Annotated in this window: 21 protein-coding genes; 13 read left to right on the top strand and 8 right to left on the bottom strand. The window is 31.3% G+C overall.

Annotated elements, in window-relative coordinates; all coding sequences use genetic code 11:
* The first annotated feature begins 105 nt into the window (after positions 1-105).
* The 3 genes from GFJ99_RS09415 (at position 106) to GFJ99_RS09405 (ending at position 1,625) form a co-directional block, all read left to right on the top strand.
* Entirely contained in the window at positions 106-396 is a 291-nt protein-coding gene (locus tag GFJ99_RS09415) for a DUF2752 domain-containing protein (protein ID WP_153208493.1), read from the top strand.
* Between the two features lie 12 nt (positions 397-408).
* Positions 409-735 carry a CCC motif membrane protein gene (locus tag GFJ99_RS09410; RefSeq protein WP_153208492.1) on the top strand — a complete coding sequence of 109 codons (327 nt, stop codon included), beginning with the start codon at positions 409-411 and terminating at the stop codon, positions 733-735.
* Between the two features lie 197 nt (positions 736-932).
* Positions 933-1,625 carry a hypothetical protein gene (locus GFJ99_RS09405; RefSeq protein WP_153208491.1) on the top strand — a complete coding sequence of 231 codons (693 nt, stop codon included), beginning with the start codon at positions 933-935 and terminating at the stop codon, positions 1,623-1,625.
* 313 nt (positions 1,626-1,938) lie between these two features.
* On the opposite strand, the gene GFJ99_RS09400 is transcribed toward GFJ99_RS09405, so the two are convergent.
* The 6 genes from GFJ99_RS09400 to GFJ99_RS09380 form a co-directional block, all read right to left on the bottom strand.
* Entirely contained in the window at positions 1,939-3,402 is a 1,464-nt protein-coding gene (locus tag GFJ99_RS09400) for a lipopolysaccharide biosynthesis protein (protein ID WP_153208490.1), read from the bottom strand.
* Between the two features lie 18 nt (positions 3,403-3,420).
* Complete coding sequence (locus GFJ99_RS09395; RefSeq protein ID WP_153208489.1) at positions 3,421-4,713, bottom strand: glycosyltransferase family 4 protein; 1,293 nt, start codon at positions 4,711-4,713, stop codon at positions 3,421-3,423.
* A 7-nt stretch (positions 4,714-4,720) separates the two neighbouring features.
* Positions 4,721-5,188, bottom strand: a complete 468-nt coding sequence (locus GFJ99_RS09390) for a hypothetical protein (RefSeq protein ID WP_153208488.1) — start codon at positions 5,186-5,188, stop codon at positions 4,721-4,723.
* A complete protein-coding gene (locus GFJ99_RS13655; RefSeq protein WP_203228783.1) occupies positions 5,185-5,349 on the bottom strand; it encodes a hypothetical protein in 165 nt (54 codons plus the stop codon). The genes GFJ99_RS09390 and GFJ99_RS13655 overlap by 4 nt, the downstream gene beginning before the upstream one ends.
* Before the next feature lie 59 nt (positions 5,350-5,408).
* Entirely contained in the window at positions 5,409-7,859 is a 2,451-nt protein-coding gene (locus GFJ99_RS09385) for a YfhO family protein (protein ID WP_153208487.1), read from the bottom strand.
* 80 nt (positions 7,860-7,939) lie between these two features.
* Complete coding sequence (locus tag GFJ99_RS09380; RefSeq protein WP_238990103.1) at positions 7,940-8,116, bottom strand: DUF4834 family protein; 177 nt, start codon at positions 8,114-8,116, stop codon at positions 7,940-7,942.
* Positions 8,117-8,301: 185 nt separating this feature from the next.
* Here GFJ99_RS09380 and GFJ99_RS09375 point away from each other — a divergent pair, with 185 nt between their 5' ends.
* Entirely contained in the window at positions 8,302-9,267 is a 966-nt protein-coding gene (locus GFJ99_RS09375) for a transporter (protein WP_153208485.1), read from the top strand.
* Between the two features lies 1 nt (position 9,268).
* Positions 9,269-10,387, top strand: a complete 1,119-nt coding sequence (locus GFJ99_RS09370; RefSeq protein WP_153208484.1) for a GTP cyclohydrolase — start codon at positions 9,269-9,271, stop codon at positions 10,385-10,387.
* 48 nt (positions 10,388-10,435) lie between these two features.
* On the opposite strand, the gene GFJ99_RS09365 is transcribed toward GFJ99_RS09370, so the two are convergent.
* Positions 10,436-11,695 carry an aminotransferase class I/II-fold pyridoxal phosphate-dependent enzyme gene (locus tag GFJ99_RS09365; protein ID WP_153208483.1) on the bottom strand — a complete coding sequence of 420 codons (1,260 nt, stop codon included), beginning with the start codon at positions 11,693-11,695 and terminating at the stop codon, positions 10,436-10,438.
* Between the two features lie 245 nt (positions 11,696-11,940).
* On the opposite strand from GFJ99_RS09365, the gene GFJ99_RS09360 reads away from it, so the two are divergent.
* From GFJ99_RS09360 to GFJ99_RS09345, 4 genes are all read left to right on the top strand, one after another.
* Positions 11,941-12,522, top strand: a complete 582-nt coding sequence (locus tag GFJ99_RS09360; protein ID WP_153208482.1) for a non-canonical purine NTP diphosphatase — start codon at positions 11,941-11,943, stop codon at positions 12,520-12,522.
* A 130-nt stretch (positions 12,523-12,652) separates the two neighbouring features.
* Positions 12,653-14,581 carry a DEAD/DEAH box helicase gene (locus GFJ99_RS09355; protein WP_153208481.1) on the top strand — a complete coding sequence of 643 codons (1,929 nt, stop codon included), beginning with the start codon at positions 12,653-12,655 and terminating at the stop codon, positions 14,579-14,581.
* 86 nt (positions 14,582-14,667) lie between these two features.
* On the top strand, positions 14,668-15,441 hold the full coding sequence (locus GFJ99_RS09350; RefSeq protein WP_153208480.1) for a carboxypeptidase-like regulatory domain-containing protein: 774 nt from the start codon (positions 14,668-14,670) through the stop codon (positions 15,439-15,441).
* Positions 15,442-15,560: 119 nt separating this feature from the next.
* Positions 15,561-16,766, top strand: coding sequence for a cation:proton antiporter (locus GFJ99_RS09345; RefSeq protein WP_008257051.1), 1,206 nt, complete (start codon positions 15,561-15,563; stop codon positions 16,764-16,766).
* Here the strand turns inward: GFJ99_RS09345 and GFJ99_RS09340 are convergent.
* On the bottom strand, positions 16,763-17,425 hold the full coding sequence (locus GFJ99_RS09340; RefSeq protein ID WP_153208479.1) for an RNA methyltransferase: 663 nt from the start codon (positions 17,423-17,425) through the stop codon (positions 16,763-16,765). The two genes, GFJ99_RS09345 and GFJ99_RS09340, sit on opposite strands and share 4 nt — an antisense overlap.
* A gap of 42 nt (positions 17,426-17,467) precedes the next feature.
* Between GFJ99_RS09340 and GFJ99_RS09335 the strand changes: the two genes are divergently transcribed.
* The 4 genes from GFJ99_RS09335 (at position 17,468) to GFJ99_RS09320 (ending at position 21,655) form a co-directional block, all read left to right on the top strand.
* Positions 17,468-18,157 carry an NAD-dependent deacylase gene (locus GFJ99_RS09335; protein WP_008257047.1) on the top strand — a complete coding sequence of 230 codons (690 nt, stop codon included), beginning with the start codon at positions 17,468-17,470 and terminating at the stop codon, positions 18,155-18,157.
* A gap of 74 nt (positions 18,158-18,231) precedes the next feature.
* Positions 18,232-19,575 carry an adenylosuccinate lyase gene (gene purB, locus GFJ99_RS09330; protein WP_153208478.1) on the top strand — a complete coding sequence of 448 codons (1,344 nt, stop codon included), beginning with the start codon at positions 18,232-18,234 and terminating at the stop codon, positions 19,573-19,575.
* 7 nt (positions 19,576-19,582) lie between these two features.
* The gene (locus GFJ99_RS09325; RefSeq protein ID WP_153208477.1) at positions 19,583-21,154 is read left to right on the top strand and encodes a tetratricopeptide repeat protein; all 1,572 of its coding nucleotides are present in this window, start codon (positions 19,583-19,585) and stop codon (positions 21,152-21,154) included.
* Positions 21,155-21,262: 108 nt separating this feature from the next.
* Complete coding sequence (locus GFJ99_RS09320) at positions 21,263-21,655, top strand: hypothetical protein (RefSeq protein WP_153208476.1); 393 nt, start codon at positions 21,263-21,265, stop codon at positions 21,653-21,655.
* Positions 21,656-21,700: the final 45 nt, after the last annotated feature.

Raw genomic sequence — 21,700 nt, 5'->3', positions numbered from 1 at the left:
AAATTGTACTTTTTTAACTTTTCAAAAGTAGTGTTTTTAAAATTAGTATTTGTTTCTGAACTTTTTTTTGTAAACTTGTAAAGCAATTTTAAGTTAAAAATTAGTATGGAAGAACATATGTTGCCTTGTATGAACAAACAACTTTTTGGGGTCGAATGTCCGGGTTGTGGAACACAAAGAGCAATTGCATTTTTACTCGAAGGTGAGTTTTACGAAGCCTTTAAAATGTTTCCTGCTATTTATACTTTAGCATTGTTTTTTATTCTTTTAGGTTTACACCTATTCGACAAAAAAAGGAATTATACTAAGTTAGTAATTGCAAGTGCTATTTTAAATGCCGTTGTCATCTTAGTAGCTTATTTTATTAAAATTTATTTAAACACTGTAACCAATTAAACTTTATATTTTATGGAAAATCAAAAATTACCTAATGCTACCGCAGTACTTATTCTGGGGATTTTTTCAATCTTAACTTGTTGTTGTTATGGATTTATTAGTATCATTCTTGGTGCGATTGGATTAGTATTAGCCAAAAAAGATTTACAATTATTTAATGAGAACCCAAGTTTATACACCAATTATAACAATTTAAAAATTGGTAGAATTTTAAGTATTATTGGTATCATATTAGGTGCTATTTACTTAATTTACATAGTTGTTTTATTCTCAACATTAGGAATGGAAGGCGTTGAACAAATGCAACAAGAAATGATGAGAAGATACGGAGGTCAATAAAAACCAGACTTTTAAAAATAATTAAAAAGAACGCTATCAGTAAGTTAGCGTTCTTTTTTTATTTAATAACAACTCATTAACAAATTGTTCACAACACTTTTTTTGAGTTTGGCACGGCAATTGGAAATACTTAATCAAGCAACCGTTTTAGAAACGAGTTTTAAAATGAAGTTGCCCAACTTTTAAATTGTTGTATTATGAAAAAAATTACACTTTTAGTAGTAGCCAGCTTCATACTGGTAGGAAGTATGGCTTATGCGTCAGAAAATCCTGTTTTTTCTGACAACACAGATAGAAGAGGGTATTACATTGACTATAGAGATGCAGAACCTATTATTTTTAGAGAACGCGGGATTGAGTTTATGTTGTTTCCAAATGGGGAATTTGACTTCAATACAAGACCTTCAGGATCAAGAAACACTGTAAACAGAACAAATGGCGCTCCTGGAGTTAGAGGTTATTATGGTCCATCTGAAAGAGGAATCCGTGTTGAGCATGATAATTTTGGTAGAGTAAGACGCGTTGGAAATGTTTACATTAACTACGACGCTTTTGGAAGAGTAAAACGTATTGGAACAATATACATGAGCTACAATAGTTTTGCTGTAACAAGAGTTGGGAATATGCGAATTATTTATGACAGAAGAGGCCGAATTGTGGATGTTTATGGATTTATTAATGCTATGAATAGTGGTTATTACTACAATCCAAGAGGAACTCATTATTCTGGAGGAAACGGAGGTTATGGAAACGGAAATGATTATGGAGATGACGATTATGGAAACGACGATGACTATTACTACTACAGAAAAGACGGTTCTAAAGCGAAAATGTCTGATGATGACGTAAAAGAAATCAAAAGAGAAACTTTAGAAGTTAAAAGAAAATAAAAATTGGTTGGTTAGTTTGTTTTAATCCTGCGGATTCTGGGAAGATGAAGCAGGATTTTTTATGTTCAAGCGCAAAGTCAAAGTCAAAAAGCAAATTCAAAAAGCAATATCAAAAAGCAATATCAAAGTCAAAGTCAAAAAATCACTTATCTGAACTTTTAAACTTTTTTAAACACATAGATTCATAGCCATGCTTTGCGAGTGTTTTTAGCCCGAAGATTCGGACGTTTCACTTGACATAATCAACATAGAAAACAAACTTAAATGACTTATATTTTTAAAAAATGGTTCTTAGCGGCTTTGCGAACTAGTATTACTTGAATATTCTCTTGAAAACAGAATTCATTACAAAATTAATATCCGAAGAAATCTTTAAATAATAACTCAATCCTACATAAAACAAACTCACTAAAATAGATTTCAGAATAATATTAACAAAAGGATGAAAAGGAAAATCCCAATAATAAAACAATACAAAACTTACAACTGCAATAACCAAAGCTAGTATTGTGTTTTTTGTAAACGGATATAACTTCATTTTAAACACTACAAAAAGTAATTTAGCTAAACTATATAACGTAATCGATATTAACGTTGCAATTGCTGCTCCATTCAATCCATAAAGCGGAATAAAGATCATGTTTAATGAAATTGTTAAAAAAACTAAGAATAATCCTAAAAACAAAACTGCTTTGTAATATTTTGAATTAAATATAATAGCATTATTGTTCCCTAAAATCAAATCGAAATACTTAGAAATTCCAATTAAGAAAACCACTGCAATTCCTTCAATATAACCTAAAGGCAAAACAGTATATAATTCGTTTATATTGACTAAAATTCCTGTCAAAATTAAACCGCCAATAACTTGTAACGTAATGGAAGACTTTTTATACAACTCATTCAATTCATCTTGCTTGTTGTCGCTCATTAATTTTGCCGTAATTGGATACGTAATTTGATGCATTGCACGACTAGGAACCGCAATAACTGTCGCAATAAAAATAGCAACAGAATAAAAAGCAATATTATCGATATCGATATAAAAATTAAGCATAAATTTATCTACATCTAACAACAAGGTAGCAACACTACCCGATAAAATAATAAAAAAACAATACGTTAAAACCGCTTTAGCATTATCAGGAAAAACCAAATTAAAACTTGGTTTTTTTACTCGCATAGCATAAAAAAACATAACCACAAGAGTTACGAAATAGATTCCCATTAAAGCAAAAACGAATTCTTTTGGAGAAATGTAATCAAAATATACGGCAAACAAAAAGATTGAAATTAGAATTCGGAGTAAAACTTCTTTAACAAAACTACCGTAAACCGATTGTAAATGGACTTTTACCCAAGCATAAAAAATTTCAAAATACCCCATACAAAGTCCAATTACTGGAATTTGCCAAACATAATCATAAACAATTGCATTTTTTTGCGATAATAATTCTGCAATTTCATGATAACCAAAATAACCGATTAAGCTGATTGGAAGAATTGTTAGCAAAGGTAAAAGCAAAACAAATGTTAGAAACTGCGATTTTTTAGCATCAGTATCATATTCATTGTAAAATTTTACCAAGGTATTATGCACTCCAAAAGCCATTAAAGGCATCATAATATTAGCTGCCGACAAAATAAAACCAACTAAACCATAAAAAGTATCGCCAAGAAATTGAGCATACATAAACAATGTGTTAATAGCACCAATTCCAAAACCTATGTAGGTAATGATGGTATTTTTAATCGATTGTTTGATGACAATTCCCATATTTTGAGTGAATAGTATTTAGTGATTAGTGATTAGCAGTTTGGCTAATTTTTCTGTCAATGATTTTCTGCTGTATTGTTGTAAGCCAATAGGATACACTTTTAAATTATTTTGCTGAAATTGGTCAAAACAAGTCAGAATTTGTGCTTTTAAAGCTTCTAATTCGTCGTATTTAAAAAAAGTCCCTGTATTGGTTTCTTTTATGATTTGAGCGAAATCTGCGTTTTCTGGTCCAATAGCGATTATTGGGCGTTCTGAAACCATATATTCGAATAATTTCCCAGGAATAATACATTTAGTTTCTTCTGAATCAATTTCGATAAGCAACAATACTTGCGAACTTCTTTGTTCGATTATGGCTTCATCATGAGGCAAATAGCCCAAATGATTTAAATATTTCTCCAACTTAAATTCTTTAATTGCCTGAAGCACCTCAGCACTCACCGCTCCTATTAACTTTAATTGGAACTGTTTTTTGAATTCGGGATTTTCTTTCGTGAGTTCTTTCAGCGCTTTCCATAATATTCTCGGATTTCTGGCCGATAAAAACGAACCAATGTGTGCCAATGTAAATTTTTCGTCCAATGGCTTTTTAATCACTTTCTCCACATCATAACCATTTGTAATCACCTCGATTGGTTTTGAAGTAATAGCTTCAAATTCGGTTTTTGTTGTTGGTGACGTTACTAAAAGTTGGTCACATGTATTCATGACTTCCTTTTCTAAATTTTTATGCTTTTTGGCTGCCCAAGAACTCAATTTTAGTTGTTTGTGATAGCCAATGGTTGTCCAAGGATCACGAAAATCGGCTAACCAAGTGATGTTTAGTTCTTTTTTCAATTGTAAACCTATCAAATGCAAACTATGTGGCGGACCGGTTGTAATTATCGTATCAATCTGATTTTCTTGAAGGTATTCTTTCAAAAACTTAACCGAAGGTTTCACCCAAAACACTCTTGCATCTGGAATAAAAACGTTGCCACGAATCCAAAGCATTGTTTTTTCTACAAACGATTGCTTTTTTTGATTTGGAATAATTCCAGAGCTGATTTTTTTGGTCTTATTTTTCGAAAAAACAGAAGCTAATCCGTAAGGTTCAAAAATGGGTTGTTTGATGATAATGGCTTTATCTGAAACTTCACTCAATAATTTCTCATCAATTAAAGGATACGTTGGATTTTCAGGAATATAAACGTGAGGTTCGATATTAAAATCGGGTAAATATTTGACAAATTTCAACCAACGCTGTACTCCCGGACCTCCAGCTGGTGGCCAGTAATAGGAAATGATGAGTATTTTTTGAGTTTTCAAAATTTAGTTATGAATCAATATTATCGTTTAATTTACCTAATTCTTCTATATCTAATTGATCCTTGAGTCTGTTTGTTGCTTTTTTTGCTATGATAAGATTTTTATAATCAATAAAATTAACCGGAGTATCTCCTATCATCAGAATTGTAGCATCAGACAAAAGATAATCAAATGATTTATCCTCCAAACCCTTTATAGAAGTCATAACGTCTAAACGAAGTCCAAAATCTAATGTAAAATCTGTCCAGCCAGGAATAAATTGCATGGTTTCAATAGATTCAAAATCTCCTATACCAATATCTACAAAAGCTTTTCTAAGATTTTTTCTATTTTCAATGGAATCCTCAATCAAAATATCTAAATCTCCCGTATTTCTGTTATAACCATAAATATTAACTGCAAAACCACCAATAGTGACGTACTTTACATTATATTTTTGAAAAGATTTCCAAATATTTAAAATTTGTCCAATCATTTCTTAATGGGATAAATTTTGGAAGCATTTTTTAAAGTATAAGAGAGCTCAATAATAACCATCAAGCGCTCTAATCGTTCTACATAAGATAGCGATTTTACTTCTGCTATTCGTTTAGCTTCTAACTTTTCGGGTTTATCGTGATTCAATTTTGCCTTCATTTTTTTGACAGATATTCTTTCAAATTTACAAAATATTCAAGTTCAAAAATCAAAATTCGTTAAGCTTCAGTCTTTTTCTTTCTCTCCAAATAAACTCCTGCTCCTATCAATATAAGCATTCCAATTGAACTGAATAGTGCAATTGTACTTCCTGTTTTTACCACTTCTGGTTCAAATTTGAATTCGATAGTGTGTTTTCCTGCTGGAATTTCTAAACCTCTTAAAACGTAGTTTACATTATGTATTCTAACATCCTTTCCATCAATTGTAGCTTTCCATCCGTTTTTATAATACATTTCAGAGAAAACGGCGAAGCCATTTTTAGAATTATTTGAAATGTATTTTAAATGATTTGGTTGGTATGAAACTAAATTTATAGATGAAATTGAATCTTTTTCATATTCTAATTCTGAAATAGCTCTTCCTGGAGATTTCAGATATTTTTTATCATGAATAACATTAGAAAACACAGCCACTCTTTTTGTATCCAAAGTATCTAAAGCTTTCATTTCTTCATTGGCAGTTTTCACCAACATAACTTCTTCAACAAACCAAGCATTTCCATTTGCTGCTGGATTTGTTAAGGCTAATTTTTGTCCGTTTTCATCGGATTGGATGACATATTTTACGTTTAACATGTTAAGAACACGAACGTTATTTTTAGCGATTTGGTAATCGAACAATTGTTGCATTCTTCTTGGTTTGGCTGCATGATAACCTCCAATTGATTTGTGAAAATATGATGTTCTAGCGTTGCTCATTCCGCCTTCTACTTCAAAAACTCTGAAATGTGTCGTATCTGCTAAAATTATTTGATCGGCATCAGATGGTGTAAAAGGCATATCCACTTCTCTTGCACTTCTAAACTGGTCTGGATTGTTGTTTACATAACGTTTGTCTACCATAAACAAGTCAAAAACCATTAAAATTCCCACTATAATAATTACTGTAGTTTCTTTCATCAGGTTTTTTACAAATAAAAACAAAACTCCAAATGTTAATCCTACAAACAACATCGATCGCAAAACATCAGAAGTATACAAAGCTGCTCTATCTATTTTTAATGTTCTAATGAAATCATCTCCATACATTTGTGCATAAGCTGCATCATTTGCTCCTGAGAAATTGAACGTTCCTTTTATCAAGAATAAAATCACTAAAAGTCCGAAAGTAATGGCTCCAGATTTCCAAAGGGCATTCCATTTTACTTTTTCGTCTTGTTTAAAAAATTGGTACAATCCAACAATTGCTAAAGCCGGAATACATAATTCCAAAATAACTTGAATGGATGAAACCGCTCTGAATTTATTATAAAAAGGAATATAATTTATAAAGAAATCCGTTAAAAAACTGAAGTTTTTACCCCAAGAAAGTAATAATGAAAAAATAGCTCCTGCTAAAAACAAATATTTAATGTTTCGTTTTTCAACAAAAAATGCCATAACAAAAAAGAAAAACACAACTACCCCAATATAGGCTGGTGCTGCAACAATTGGCTGATTTCCCCAATAGGCAGGTGCATGTTCTACAAAACCTTGCACTTGGTCAGCTGGATAGCCTTGCGCAACAAAATTTTGATAGGTTTCAGATTCAATTCCTAAATTTTCATTGTTAGAACCTCCAAAAAGTCCGGGTGCAATTAAGTTTAAACTTTCGGCAACTCCGTAGCTGTATTCGGTAATGTAGTCATACGACATTGCATTACTATCTGTTTTTGGTGAACCGTCTGGATTAAAGGTTAATTCACTATTATTTCGAGTAGAAAATTTAGCATACTCGGAAGTCGCCATTAAATTAGTTGCATTGGCTCCTAAGGCAAAAATTCCTGCAATAGCAAAAACACCTATGATTTTCCCAAGTTCTTTGAATTCTTTATTTTTAACTGCTATAACAATATAATAAACAGCAATAATCACTAATAACAACAATAAATAATAGGTCATTTGGAAGTGATTCGCATTGATTTCTAATGCCGCTGCGACCATAGTAAGCAAACCTCCAATAATATATTTTCTTTGAAAAACTAGTAAAACACCGGCAACTACCATTGGCATATAAGCGATGGCGTGCGCTTTTGCATTGTGTCCTACTCCTAAAATAATAATCAAATACGTAGATAGTCCAAAAGCTAACGCTCCGAAAAAGGCCTTTAATGGATCTACTTTAAGAACAATTAACAAAATATAAAATCCTAAGAAGTATAAAAACAAATAATCTGCTGGTCTTGGTAAAAATCGTAACGTATCGTCTAGCATTCCAATAACATCATTTGGATATTTAGCACCCAATTGGTACGTTGGCATACCTCCAAAAGCACTATTGGTCCAATAAGGTTCTTCATTTGATTCTTTTCTAAAATCATTTTGCTCTTTTGCCATTCCGGTATATTGCACAATGTCCGATTGGAAAATTTTATTCCCTTGCAAAACAGGATAAAAATAGATAAGAGCAACCAAAATAAATCCAACTAAAACTAATAAATGAGGATATAATGCTTTTAAATTCTTCATAAGTATAATAAAATAAGGTGCTAAATTAACTAAAAAAAGGATATTGTTAAAATATCCTTAGTGCTATTAAATTTATATGACTATTTCACTTCTTCATAGTCAATGTATTCACCTACTTCTTTTTTAGGTTTTGGGGTTGGTGCGCTTGCTTGTGAAGCTCTACTTTGTTGTTCTTGTTGCTGTTTATATTGTTCCTGCATTTTTTCTTGCATTTTATTCACCGCTTTTTGCATTAGAATAGGAGCAAATATTCGCATAAAAAATTTAAACAAATAGTAGCATAAAATTATAATTGCTAGAGTTCTTAATAAACTTGGGAAGGAAGCCATTTCCATTGATATACATTTTAAAATTCAAAAATACAGATATTGGTTGGTAAAACTTCAAATTTGTTTCTTAAAATTATGATAAAATAACTATTTTTGGAAATAAATCTATTTTTATGAAATCTATTCAAGCACTTTTTATTTTAATCTTCGGAATTTCTTCACAAATTTCATTTGCACAATTTACAGATGAGATTAATTCAAATCGTCCAGGTCGATCGATGATGGCTTTTTCGGTTGGAAAAAAAATTATCCAAACAGAAACCGGTGTTACCTATATATCAGAAGATCATAACACATTAGACTACCAAGCTAAAGGTTTTATGGGGGAATTAGCAATAAGATATGGAGTTTGGAAAGAAGAATTAGAGGTTATTGCTGAAATTCAATATCAAAATGACAAACTTACAGCGGGCAATTTTGAAGAGCAACGAAATGGATTCAGACAATTAACATTAGGTGCGAAATATTTAATTTACGACCCCTTTAAAAATTTCGAAGAAAAACCAAATTTATACAGTTGGAAAGCCAATAAAAAGTTCAAATGGAGACAATTTATTCCGGCTTTTGCTATGTATGCAGGCGCTAACTTTGCTGTAGGAGAAACACCATTTAATTATGCTCCAGCCAACATTGAAGAACCTTCCTTTAGTCCGAAAGTAACAGCGATTGCTCAGAATCATTTTGGAGGACATTGGGTTATGGTAACTAACTTAACGTATGACAAAATTGGGACAGATTTTGCTAGTATTAATTATGTATTAACACTAACTCGTGGATTTAATGCGCAATGGTCGGGTTTTATAGAAAATCAAGGTTATATGGGAGATTATTATAAAGATGTGTTTTTTAGAATTGGAGCTGCTTTCTTGTTTGACAAAAACATGCAAGTTGATGCTTCTATTGGAAAAAACATTAAAGACACCCCAGGTTTATTAAATGCCGGAATTGGCTTTTCTTGGCGATTTGCTGATCAATATCAAGAAGTAAAAATTGAAAAAGATAAAGGAAGCAAGATGGATAAAAAAGTTAAGAAAAAAGCTGAAAAAGAATCTAAGAAAAGAAAAGATGCAGTTGAATAAAATGATAACAATTAAAGAAGCACTTACCAAAAAAGAAATGAAAGATTACGTCATGTTTTCTTTCGAATTATATAAAAACAACCCGTACTGGATACCTCCTATTATTGCTGAAGAGCTTGAAACTTTTGATAAAACAAAAAATCCAGCCCTTCAAACTGCAGAAGCCCATTTTTATTTAGCCTATAAAGACAATAAGATTGTAGGTAAAATTGCAGCAATTATAAATTGGGAAGAAGTAAAATTATTAGGCAAAAGAAAAACTCGATTTGGATGGTTTGATGTGATTGATGACATTGAAGTTACCAAAGCATTGTTGGAAAAAGTAGAAGAACTAGGAAAAAAGCACCAAATGGATCACATAGAAGGTCCAATTGGTTTTTCAAACTTAGATAAAGTTGGAATATTGACTGAAGGTTTTGACCAAATGGGCAATATGATTACTTGGTATAGTCTGCCATATTACAAAGAGCATTTTGAACAATTAGGTTTCGTAAAAGAAAAGGAATACATTGAAAGTACTTTCTCATTTAGTAATATTGACCCAACACAATTTACAAAATTTAGTTCACTTGTAAAACAACGATACGAATTGCGAAGTCTAAACTTTACAAAGACAAAAGACATCATGCCTTATGTGGACAAAATGTTTGATTTGTTTAATGAAACGTATTCAAAATTACAATCATTTGTACCTATTAACAGTATTCAAAAAGAATATTTTAAAAAGAAATACATTAGTTTTATAAATCCAGAATTTATTAAATTCATAATGGATAAAAACGACAATATGATAGCTTTTGCTATAGTAATGCCGGGATTTTCACAAGCACTCAAAAAAGCTAATGGAAAACTATTCCCCTTCGGATTTTATCATTTGCTTCAAGCTAGAAAACATTCAAAAGAAGTAGTTTTTTATCTTATTGGAGTTACTCCTGAATATCAAAGTAAAGGTGTTACAGCAATAATTTTTGATGAATATTATAAAATTTGTCAAGCTAAAGGCATCGATACATGTACTAGAACTCCTGAATTAGAAGAAAATCATGCCATTCATAATTTATGGAAAAACTTCAATACAAAAATCAACAAACGTAGAAGAACATATAAAAAAGAACTATAAAAAAGGGATTCCATTTGGAATCCCTTTTTGTTATGTATAAAGAATGTTTTACTCTACATTTTGAACACTTGCCTCTGCAATTTTAGCATACGTTCCGTTTACCAATTTCTCACGAATAGCTTCAAAAGCTGCTAAAGTTTCAGCAATATCTTCTAAGGTATGAGAAGCTGTAGGAATCATTCTTAATAAAATAATTCCTTTAGGAATCACAGGATATACTACAATAGAAAGGAAAATTCCGTAGTTTTCACGTAAGTCATTTACCATAATCATTGCCTCTGGAATAGAACCTTCTAAATATACTGGTGTAATACAAGTATTCGTATCACCAATATTAAATCCTCTTTCTTTTAATCCATTTTGTAAAGCATTTACATTTACCCATAATTTATCTTTAATTTCAGATGAATTACGTAATAACTCCAAGCGTTTTAATGAACCAATTGTTTGAATCATTGGCAACGCTTTTGCAAACATTTGCGAACGTAAATTATATTTTAAATAATCGATAATATCTTTATCTGCTGCAACGAAAGCACCGATATTAGCCATTGATTTTGCGAAAGTTGAAAAATACACATCAATTCCGTCTTGACAACCTTGCTCCTCACCTGCTCCAGCACCTGTTTTACCAAGTGTACCAAAACCGTGTGCATCGTCAACTAATAAACGGAAATTGTATTTCTTTTTCATTTCAACAACTTCTTTCAACTTTCCTTGTTGACCACGCATTCCAAAAACACCTTCGGTAATAAATAAAATTCCTCCACCTGTTTCAGTCGCCAATTTTGTTGCACGTTGCAAGTTTTTCTCCATGCTTTCGATATCGTTGTGCTTGTAAGTAAAACGCTTTCCACTATGCAAACGTACTCCATCAATAATACAAGCATGAGCATCAACATCATAAACAATTACATCATTTCTCGTTACCAAAGCGTCAATAGTTGACATAATTCCTTGATAACCAAAGTTTAACAAATAAGCCGATTCTTTCATAACGAAAGCTGCCAATTCATTTTCTAATTGTTCGTGATAATTAGTATGACCACTCATCATACGAGCGCCCATTGGGTAAGCAGCTCCGTATTGTATAGCAGCCTCTGTATCTGCTTTTCTAACTTCTGGATGATTAGCTAATCCTAAATAATCATTTAAACTCCAGTTTAAAATATTTTTACCTTGAAATTGCATTCTTGGTCCTAATTCTCCTTCTAATTTAGGGAATACAAAATATCCTTCTGCTTGTGAAGCCCATTTTCCTAATGGGCCTTTATTGTTTTGAATTCTTTCGAATAAATCTTTTACCATGATATAATAGGTGTTTAAAACGATGCAAAAGTATAAAGAAAAAAGTTTTTATTATAATTTATTTGGTATGAAAAATTTAAGATAAAAAAAAACTTAATTCTACTTGTTTATTTAATAAATGGACTTACATTTGCACCGAACGACACAGAAATGTGGTTACACGTTCACCATGAAAGTCGATCGCTCCAGATCGGCTTTTGTACTTTATAGACGTTTCGTACTTTTACATTTCTAAATAACTTCACATGAAACTCGTATTTGCATCCAACAACAAAAATAAAATTCAGGAAATTCAGGCTTTAGTTCCAAACACTATTCAAATTGTCAGTTTGGAAGAGATTGGTTGTTTTGAAGATATTCCAGAAACAGCTGATACGATTGAAGGAAATGCGATTTTAAAAGCCAATTACGTTACCGAGAAATATGGCTACGATTGTTTTGCAGACGACACCGGCTTAGAAGTGGAAGCTTTAAACGGTGCTCCTGGAGTGTATTCGGCTCGTTATGCAGGTGAACAAAAAGATGCAAATGACAACATGGACAAACTTTTATTCGAATTAAAAGATAAAACCAATCGAAAAGCTAATTTTAAAACAGTGATTGCCTTAAATTTAAACGGGAAGCAAAACATATTCACAGGAATTATTAACGGAAAAATCATTGAAGAAAAAATTGGGACTAACGGATTTGGGTATGATCCAATTTTTGTAGCTGACGGATATGATAAAACTTTTGCGGAATTAAGTATGGAAGAAAAATCAAACATCAGCCACAGAGGAATTGCGGTTAAGCAATTGATTGAATATTTTACAAAAAACAACTTCTAAAACTTTCAGAATTACCTATTCAATACAATTCTATTTATATATTTTTATCTAAAATATTGAAAATCAATATCTAACAAATTAGTTTATATGATTTTTAAAGCGTACCTTTGCACCCAATTTAAAATAATATATGAATAAATTTGAACAATTAGGATTGAATGAGTCGCTACTGCTGGCGATTAAAGATCTAGGATTTGAGAATCCGTCAGAAGTGCAAGAAAAAGCGATTCCAGTACTATTGGAACAAAACACAGATTTAGTTGCCCTAGCGCAAACAGGTACAGGAAAAACCGCAGCTTTTGGTTTTCCACTAATTCAAAAAATTGACGCTGAGAACAAAAACACTCAGGCTTTAATTTTATCGCCAACGCGTGAGTTATGCTTACAAATCACCAACGAGATTAAATTATACTCAAAGTACATAAAGGGGTTACATACAGTGGCTGTTTATGGTGGTGCAAGCATTACAGAACAAGCTAGAGAAGTTAAACGTGGTGCACAAATTATTGTGGCTACACCAGGTAGAATGCAAGACATGATTAACAGAGGTCTTGTAAACATTAAAAACATCGATTTTTGTATCTTAGACGAGGCAGATGAGATGTTAAATATGGGATTCTACGAAGACATTTGTTCCATTTTATCGGACACACCAGATGAGAAAAACACATGGTTATTCTCTGCAACAATGCCTGCTGAAGTAGCGCGTATTGCAAAACAATTTATGTCTACTCCAGTAGAAATTACTGTAGGAAGCAAAAACTCTGGTTCGGCAACTGTATCACACGAATACTATTGTGTGAATGCTCGTGACCGTTACGAAGCTTTAAAACGTTTAGCAGATGCTAACCCAGATATTTTCTCGGTTGTGTTTTGTAGAACTAAAAGAGACACACAAGCGGTTGCCGAAAAACTTATCGAAGATGGGTACAACGCAGCAGCTTTACACGGAGATTTATCGCAAGCACAACGTGATGGCGTAATGAAATCGTTTAGAGGTCGTCAAATTCAAATGTTGGTTGCAACAGACGTTGCAGCACGTGGAATTGACGTAGATAATATTACACACGTAGTAAATTACCAATTACCAGACGAAATTGAAACTTACAATCACCGTTCTGGAAGAACTGGTAGAGCTGGAAAATTAGGAACTTCTATCGTAATTATTACGAAAAGTGAAATCAGAAAAATACACTCAATTGAGCGTATTATCCAACAAAAATTTGTAGAAAAAACAATCCCATCTGGAATTGAAATCTGCGAAATTCAATTGTTGCACTTAGCAAACAAAATTAAAGATACAGAAGTTGATCACGAAATTGACAACTATTTACCAGCTATTAATGAAGTTTTAGATGGTTTATCTAAAGAAGAGTTAATCAAGAAAATGGTTTCTGTTGAATTCAATAGATTCATCAACTATTACAAATCGAAACGTGATTTATCAGGTGAAAGAGGAAATGATAGAGAAAGAAGTTCTGAACCAAGAGAAATTAGAGCGGGTGATCCTGTTCGTTATTTCATTAACATTGGAGCAAGAGATGATTTCGATTGGATGCAATTGAAAGATTTTATCAAAGAAACATTAGATTTAGGTAGAGATGACGTATTTAAAGTTGATGTAAAAGAAGGTTTCTCTTTCTTTAATACTGATGGCGAACACACTGAAAAAGTAATGGAAGTGTTAAACGGCTATGACATGAATGGTCGTAGAATTAACGTTGAAATTTCTAAAAACGATGGTGGCGGAAGACGTGATCATAACGGAAGAAGCTCAGGTGGTGGATTTGGCGGTGGAAGACGCGAAGGCGGATTTAATCGTGAAAGAAGCGGATCTGGTCCAAGAAGAGAAGGCGGAAGAGATAGTGGTGGATTCAGAGGAGAAAGAAGTGGTTCTGCTCCTAGAAGAGAAGGCGGAAGAGATAGTGGTGGATTCAGAGGAGAAAGAAGTAGTTCTGCTCCTAGAAGAGAATCTTCAACTGGATCTTCAGATAGAGCACCAAGACGTGCTGAAAGCGCTGGAGATACTGCAAGACCAAGAAGACCAAGAAGAAGTTAACGTTTTTCGTTAATTTTCTTATAAATTTATAAAAAACTACAAAATATCACCTTTTGATTCGTATTTTTGAATCATTAAATTAAAGGATGAGATATTTTGTAGTTTTTCTTTTTGCACTAATTTCAAATTTATGTTTTTCACAAACAGATTCGCTTGTGACGAATTTAAAAGGAACCGTTATACATAACGAAACCAAACTTCCTATGGGAAATGTTCACGTTATTAATACAACTCGCGTAAAAGGAACAGTAAGTAGCCCAAGCGGAACATTTGAAATTGAAGCTAAAGTAAACGACACTTTATTATTTAGTTATTTAAGTTACGAAACGGTTAAAGTAAAAGTAACTAATGACTGGATTAAGAACAATCCTACCAAAATTTATTTGAGCGAAAAAGCCTATGTATTAGACGAAGTAGTTGTTGCTAAATATAACCTAACAGGTTATGTTGAAGTTGATACTCGATTAATTCCGGTTGCTGATGATTCCTACCGATATAGTATTTCAGGTCTTAATGCAGGCTATGAGGGCGGCACCAGCAAACCAGGAGCTATTGCAAAACTTTTAGGTTCAATATCAAATCCTTCTGATTTTCTTTACAATATTTTTGGAAAAAGACCAAAAGAAATGAAAAAGCTAAAAGAAATGAAGAAAGATGATACCGTTAGAAATCTTTTAGCCACAAAATTTGATCGAGAAACACTTGCTGCTTTATTAGAAATTAATAAAGATGATATTCCTATTATACTTCAAAATTGCAATTATTCTGAGTATTTTATTCAAACTGCTAACGACTTGCAAATCATGGATGCCATTAGTGCTTGTTATGAAGAGTATAAAATCTTAAAAAAGAACAGATAATTGTTGTTTTTTTATTATAAATTCTTACAACTCAAATAATTTTCATAAGAGATTTTAGTTTATATTTGATGCAAGATTTTAAGGCGCATTCCCTTTAATTGATTTAAAACTAATTTGTTTTGATTATAACACTTTGTATATTATTACTTCTTGCTTATGCCTTTGATTTTAGTTCATCAAAGACAAAGATTCCTTCTGTAATACTACTTTTAATATTAGGATTCTCTGTAAAACAATTATTAAGTTTTGTTCATATAACTATTCCCGATCTTACTCCTATTTTACCTGTTTTAGGAACAATTGGTTTAATATTAATTGTACTTGAAGGTTCTTTAGAACTTGAATTAAATAAAAGTAAATTAGCATTTGTAGGTAAAACTTCTTTAATAGCCTTTTTACCTATTTTAATTTTTAGTTTTGGATTAGCATATGCTTTTTATTACTACGGAGATGCGAATACAACATATAAAATGGCATTGTCAAATGCTATTCCTTTTGCAATTATAAGTAGTGCTATTGCAATTCCTAGCGTTCATAATTTAACTTCTAAAAATAAAGAGTTTGTAACCTACGAAAGTAGCATGTCTGATATATTTGGCGTTATCTTTTTTAATTTTGTTACTTTAAATGCCGTTATAAACACTGAAAGATTTGTCAATTTATTTCTTCAGATTTTAGTAATTTTAGTAATTACATTTATTGCAACCATTGGTCTAGCCTTTTTATTAAGTAAAATTAAGCACCATATTAAATTTGCTCCCATTATATTAATGGTAGTTTTAATATATGAAATATCAAAAGTATACCACTTACCTGCGTTAATTTTTATTTTATTATTTGGATTGTTTTTAGGGAATTTAGATGAATTAAAACGCTATAAATTCATAGAAAGATTACAACCTGCAATTTTAAATAAAGAAGTAAAAAGATTTAAAGGTCTTACTTACGAAATTGTTTTTCTAATTCGCTCTTTATTCTTTTTATTGTTTGGTTATTTACTAGAAACATCAGAATTACTAAATTCAAAAACAATTGTTTGGGCCTTACTAATCGTTGCGGCTATCCTTTCAATTCGATTTATATTTTTAAAATTATTTAAAATCCCAATTAATCCATTAGTGTTTATTGCGCCTAGAGGATTAATCACCATTTTATTGTTTTTAACTATTCCAATAAGTCAAAAAGAAGCATTAGCTAACAAATCGTTAATTATTCAAGTAATTATTATAACAGCTTTAGTTATGATGATAGGACTAATGTCAAACACGAAAAAAAAGAAGGGAATTGAAGAGGAAATTGCAACTCCTGAAAATGAAGAAGATTAACTTCTTTCATGAAACTTTTGTTCAATAAAATCAATATCTTTTATTGTTTTACGAGTCCAATCTAATCGTTTTTCTAATACTTCATCTTCTGTTAATTTCCAATTAATATCAGATTGTCGCAAACGATTTGTTATATCCTGAATGATAATAGCTGCAGAAACAGAAATATTCAAACTTTCTGTATAACCTACCATAGGAATTTTCAAAAAACCATCCGCTTGTTGCATTACTTCCTCCGACAAACCATCACGCTCCGTTCCAAAAAATAATGCTGACGGTTGTGTTATATCAAACTCATGCAATAAGCAAGAATCATTATGTGGTGTTGTGGCTATAATTTGATATCCTTTTTGCTTTAAATTAGTAATACAATCCTGAATAGAAGAAAAACGATTGATATCTACCCATTTTTCGGCTCCCATTGCAATTTCTTTGTCAATGCTTTTACCAAATTTCTGCTCCACTACATTTAATTCCTGAATTCCAAAAACTTCGCAACTACGCATTACAGCACTAGTATTGTGCAATTGAAACACATCTTCCATTGCAATTGTAAAATGTTTGGTACGATTTTTTAAAACTTTCAAAAAGCCTTCTTTTCGGTTTTCAGTAATAAATCCTTCCAAATATTCTAAAAGTTCAAACTTGTTAAAACTCATCTTTTTTCTTAAATTTACTACAAAGAAAAAGAAAAATTAACGATGAAAAAAATTGTAGTATTAACAGGTGCTGGAATTAGTGCCGAAAGCGGAATTAAAACATTCCGTGATGCTTATGGCTTGTGGGAAGGTCATGACATTATGGAAGTGGCGTCACCTATTGGTTGGAAAAAAAATCCAGAATTGGTTTTGGACTTTTACAACAAAAGAAGAGCTCAACTCCTAACTGTACGACCAAATAAAGCACATGAAATCTTGGCTGAATTAGAAGAACATTTCGATATTCATATCATTACTCAAAACGTTGATGATTTACATGAAAGAGCCGGAAGCAATAAAGTTATTCATTTGCATGGCGAATTATTAAAAGTCAGAAGTATTAGTAATGAAAACTTCGTTTTAGATTGGAAGCACGATTTGAATTTAGGCGATTTTGATTTAGATGGCAATCAATTACGACCACATATAGTTTGGTTTGGAGAAGATGTTCCTATGATAGAAAATGCTATTGATATTGTGGAAACAGCAGATGTTTTAATCATTATAGGAACTTCGTTACAAGTCTATCCAGCCGCTGGATTAATGAATTATGTAGAAAACCATGTACCCGTTTTTTATATCGATCCTAAACCAGCTACAATTTACGATTTACCAAACGAGTTGAAAGTGTTACCGCTTACCGCCGTTGAAGGAATGAAAATTGTGAAAGAAGAACTTTTAAATTTAAAGTAAAAAACTCGAAACTAATTACTGATAACTAATCACTAATTACTAAATTTGCACTTCTTTAAACAACACACAACAAAATGCAATTAACAGAATTAAACGCTATTTCGCCAATTGATGGTCGTTATAGAAGCAAAACTATTTCATTATCTCCTTATTTTTCAGAAGAAGCCTTAATTAAATACCGTGTTTTGGTAGAGGTTGAATATTTTATTGCTTTACGCGAAGCCGATTTACCTCAATTAGCCAAAATTGACAAATCAGTTTATGATTCATTAAGAGCCATTTACAAAAACTTTTCTACTGAAGATGCGCTTTGGATTAAAGAAACTGAAAAAACAACGAATCACGATGTAAAAGCGGTGGAATATTTCATCAAATCGAAATTCGACGGTTTAGGATTACAAGAATATAAAGAGTTTATCCATTTCGGATTGACTTCACAAGATATCAACAATACAGCAATTCCGCTTTCTACTAAAGAAGCGTTTGAAAACGTATACTTACCAGGATTAGTAAGCGTAATTGCAAAATTGAAAGAATTAGCAATGGAATGGAAGGATATTCCAATGTTAGCCAGAACCCACGGACAACCAGCCTCTCCTACTCGTTTAGGAAAAGAAATTTTAGTTTTTGTAGAACGTTTAGAAGAGCAGATGCGTTTGTTATTCAACGTTCCTTTTGCAGCTAAATTTGGTGGTGCAACCGGAAATTACAACGCACACAAAGTGGCCTATCCAACTACAGATTGGAGAAAATTTGGAAGCGATTTCGTAGAAAACAGTTTAGGATTGCACCATTCGTTTCCAACAACACAAATTGAACATTACGACCATTTTGCAGCTTTTTTTGATGCTTTAAAACGTATCAATACTATTTTAATCGACTTGGATAGAGATATTTGGACGTATGTTTCTATGGATTATTTCAAACAAAAAATCAAAGCAGGCGAAATTGGTTCTTCGGCTATGCCACATAAAGTAAATCCAATTGATTTCGAAAATTCAGAAGGAAATTTAGGAATTGCGAATGCGATTTTCGAACATCTTTCTGCAAAATTACCACTTTCAAGATTACAACGCGATTTAACGGATAGTACTGTTTTACGTAATATTGGGGTTCCAATGGGACACACGTTAATTGCTTTTGAAGCAACTTTAAAAGGCTTAAATAAATTGTTATTGAACGAAGAAAAATTCGCAGAAGATTTAGAGAAAAATTGGGCGGTTGTTGCAGAAGCAATTCAAACGATTTTACGTCGTGAAGGCTATCCAAACCCATACGAAGCTTTAAAAGATTTAACCAGAACAAATACCGTAATTAACAAAGAAGCGATTCATAATTTCATTGAAACATTAAACGTTACGGAAGAAGTTAGAGCAGAATTAATGCAAATTACACCAAGTAATTATTTGGGAATTTAATAAATATATGTTTACAGATAGAATCATCAAAATAGTCTTTCTTTTTATTTTTTCAACAATTAATTTAGTTGCACAAAATACTGAGAAAGAATTAAAATTAATTTGGGAAAACCCTAAAAACGCTGATTCTATTAGACTTAAAGCAATAAATGCATATTATCCTGAAGTTGTTTTTTCAAATCCTGATAAAGCATTAACAGTAAGTAATCTTCATTATTCTATAGCTCAAAAATCGAATGTAGCTATCGAAAAAGTTAAGGTGCTTAAAGAAAGAGGAAAAGCATATTATGTAAAAGGAAATACAGACAAAGCCATAGAGTCTCTTAAAGAAGCCATAGTAATTCAATCTACTTTAAATGATGACGTTTCTTTAGCACGTTTAAATTCTAATCTTGCAAATGTTTACAGAGAACAAAACAAGTTTTTTGAAACCGTAAAATATTATAATTTAAGTTTAAAAATATTTCAAGATAACAAAGAAGAAAATGCAGAAGCCGATATTTTAAATAATTTAGGTTTGGTTTATTTTGATATAAACAATAATGAATTGGCTCTTGACTATTTCAACAAAGCACTTACATTGTATGAAAAATTAAATTTACAAGATAAAATAGGAAACATTTGGCTCAATATTGAATCTGCTTATTTTGAAGAAAAAGATAACAATAAAGCAATAAAACATGCACAAAAAGCATTAAAAATACTTGAATCAAACAACAATCTACTTTCAAGTTCAGATTGTTATTTGCTAATGGCAAAATCAAATCAAAGACTAAATAATTCTGAAAAAGCGTTTCTTTTTGCGCAGAAAAGTCTTGAATTGAATCAAAATATTGGAAACACTACAAAAGTATTAGACAACAAAATCTATATTGCTGAACTAACTTTTCATTCAAATGTAAAAGAAGCTACAAAAATTGGCGAAGAAGTTTTACCTCAATTAAACGCAGATACCGACAAAAAAATAAAAGCAAAATTATACCAATTATTATATAAATGCTATAAAGCAGAAAACAAAGTAGATTTGTCGCATAAAATGTATGACCAATACATTGTTTATAACGACAGTATAATTAAAGAGAAAAGCAATCTATCATTAATAAAGGAGTCGTTAAATCAAGAATTTAAAAATTCTCATGAAGTTCTTAAGAAGAATCAACTTAAAAGAATAATTTTAATTGTTCTCATTTTTCTTTCACTTATTTTGTTATTATTTTTTTATTCAAGAAAAAAATCAATAGCTAACAAAAAGAAAAGAGATGAATTGCTAAAAGAAATAAAAGAACTTAAAAACAATAGTAATTTAGGTTTACCTATTTCAACCTCAAAATTTGAACTAAATAGAACTAAAATAGAAACTTCAATCGATCGAAAAATAAATGAAACCGATTGGAATGTTCTAAATATATTATTAGATGATCCTGTAATTTCTAATAAAGATATAGCCGAAAAAGCTTTTATGAGTGTTGACGGAATTGGCTCTTCTTTAAAACGAATGTATGACTATTTTGAAATAAAAGAATCAAAATACAAAAAAACATCGTTAATTATGAAAGCTATAAAACTTTCTAATAATTAGATTTTATTTTCACTTTTATCAATGAAATCAATACTTTCACTCCTAGGCGTGATGTTTTTTTGAATAATTATCTTGAATTTTGAATAATTAATTTTAAAAATACATGTTATGAAAAAGATTTTATCCTTATTATTTTTATCTGTTATTTTAGTTAGTTGTTCAAATGATGACAATGATCAGCAACCTGCAATTGAAAACACCATAATTGGAAGATGGCATTTAGTAGGGTTTGAACAAACTGTAATGTATGAATTTACAGCTACAGAAAAACATACTATCTATAGCACTAATGGAACTTTTGGTGATATTACTACTGCAATTCCAAATCCTAATCCTTGGGTATACGAAGGAGAAAATCTAGTTATTGATTTGTTTTTTGGAAATTCATCTGTATCGGTTCCTAATTTCAAATGTAATGGTAATGTGGTAGATTTAGTTTCAGAAAGTGGAACTACTACGTTATTTAGAGAAGGTTATAACATTAATAACTGTAATGAGTAAAAAATGTAAATTGATAATAAGTAGTTTCAAAAATTGAAGCTACTT

It is taken from the genome of Flavobacterium sp. LMO6 (genome assembly GCF_009495795.1).
GTDB lineage: Bacteria > Bacteroidota > Bacteroidia > Flavobacteriales > Flavobacteriaceae > Flavobacterium.
Note: the sequence above shows the minus strand (reverse complement) of the source record. Positions and strands in the feature narration are given on the sequence as shown.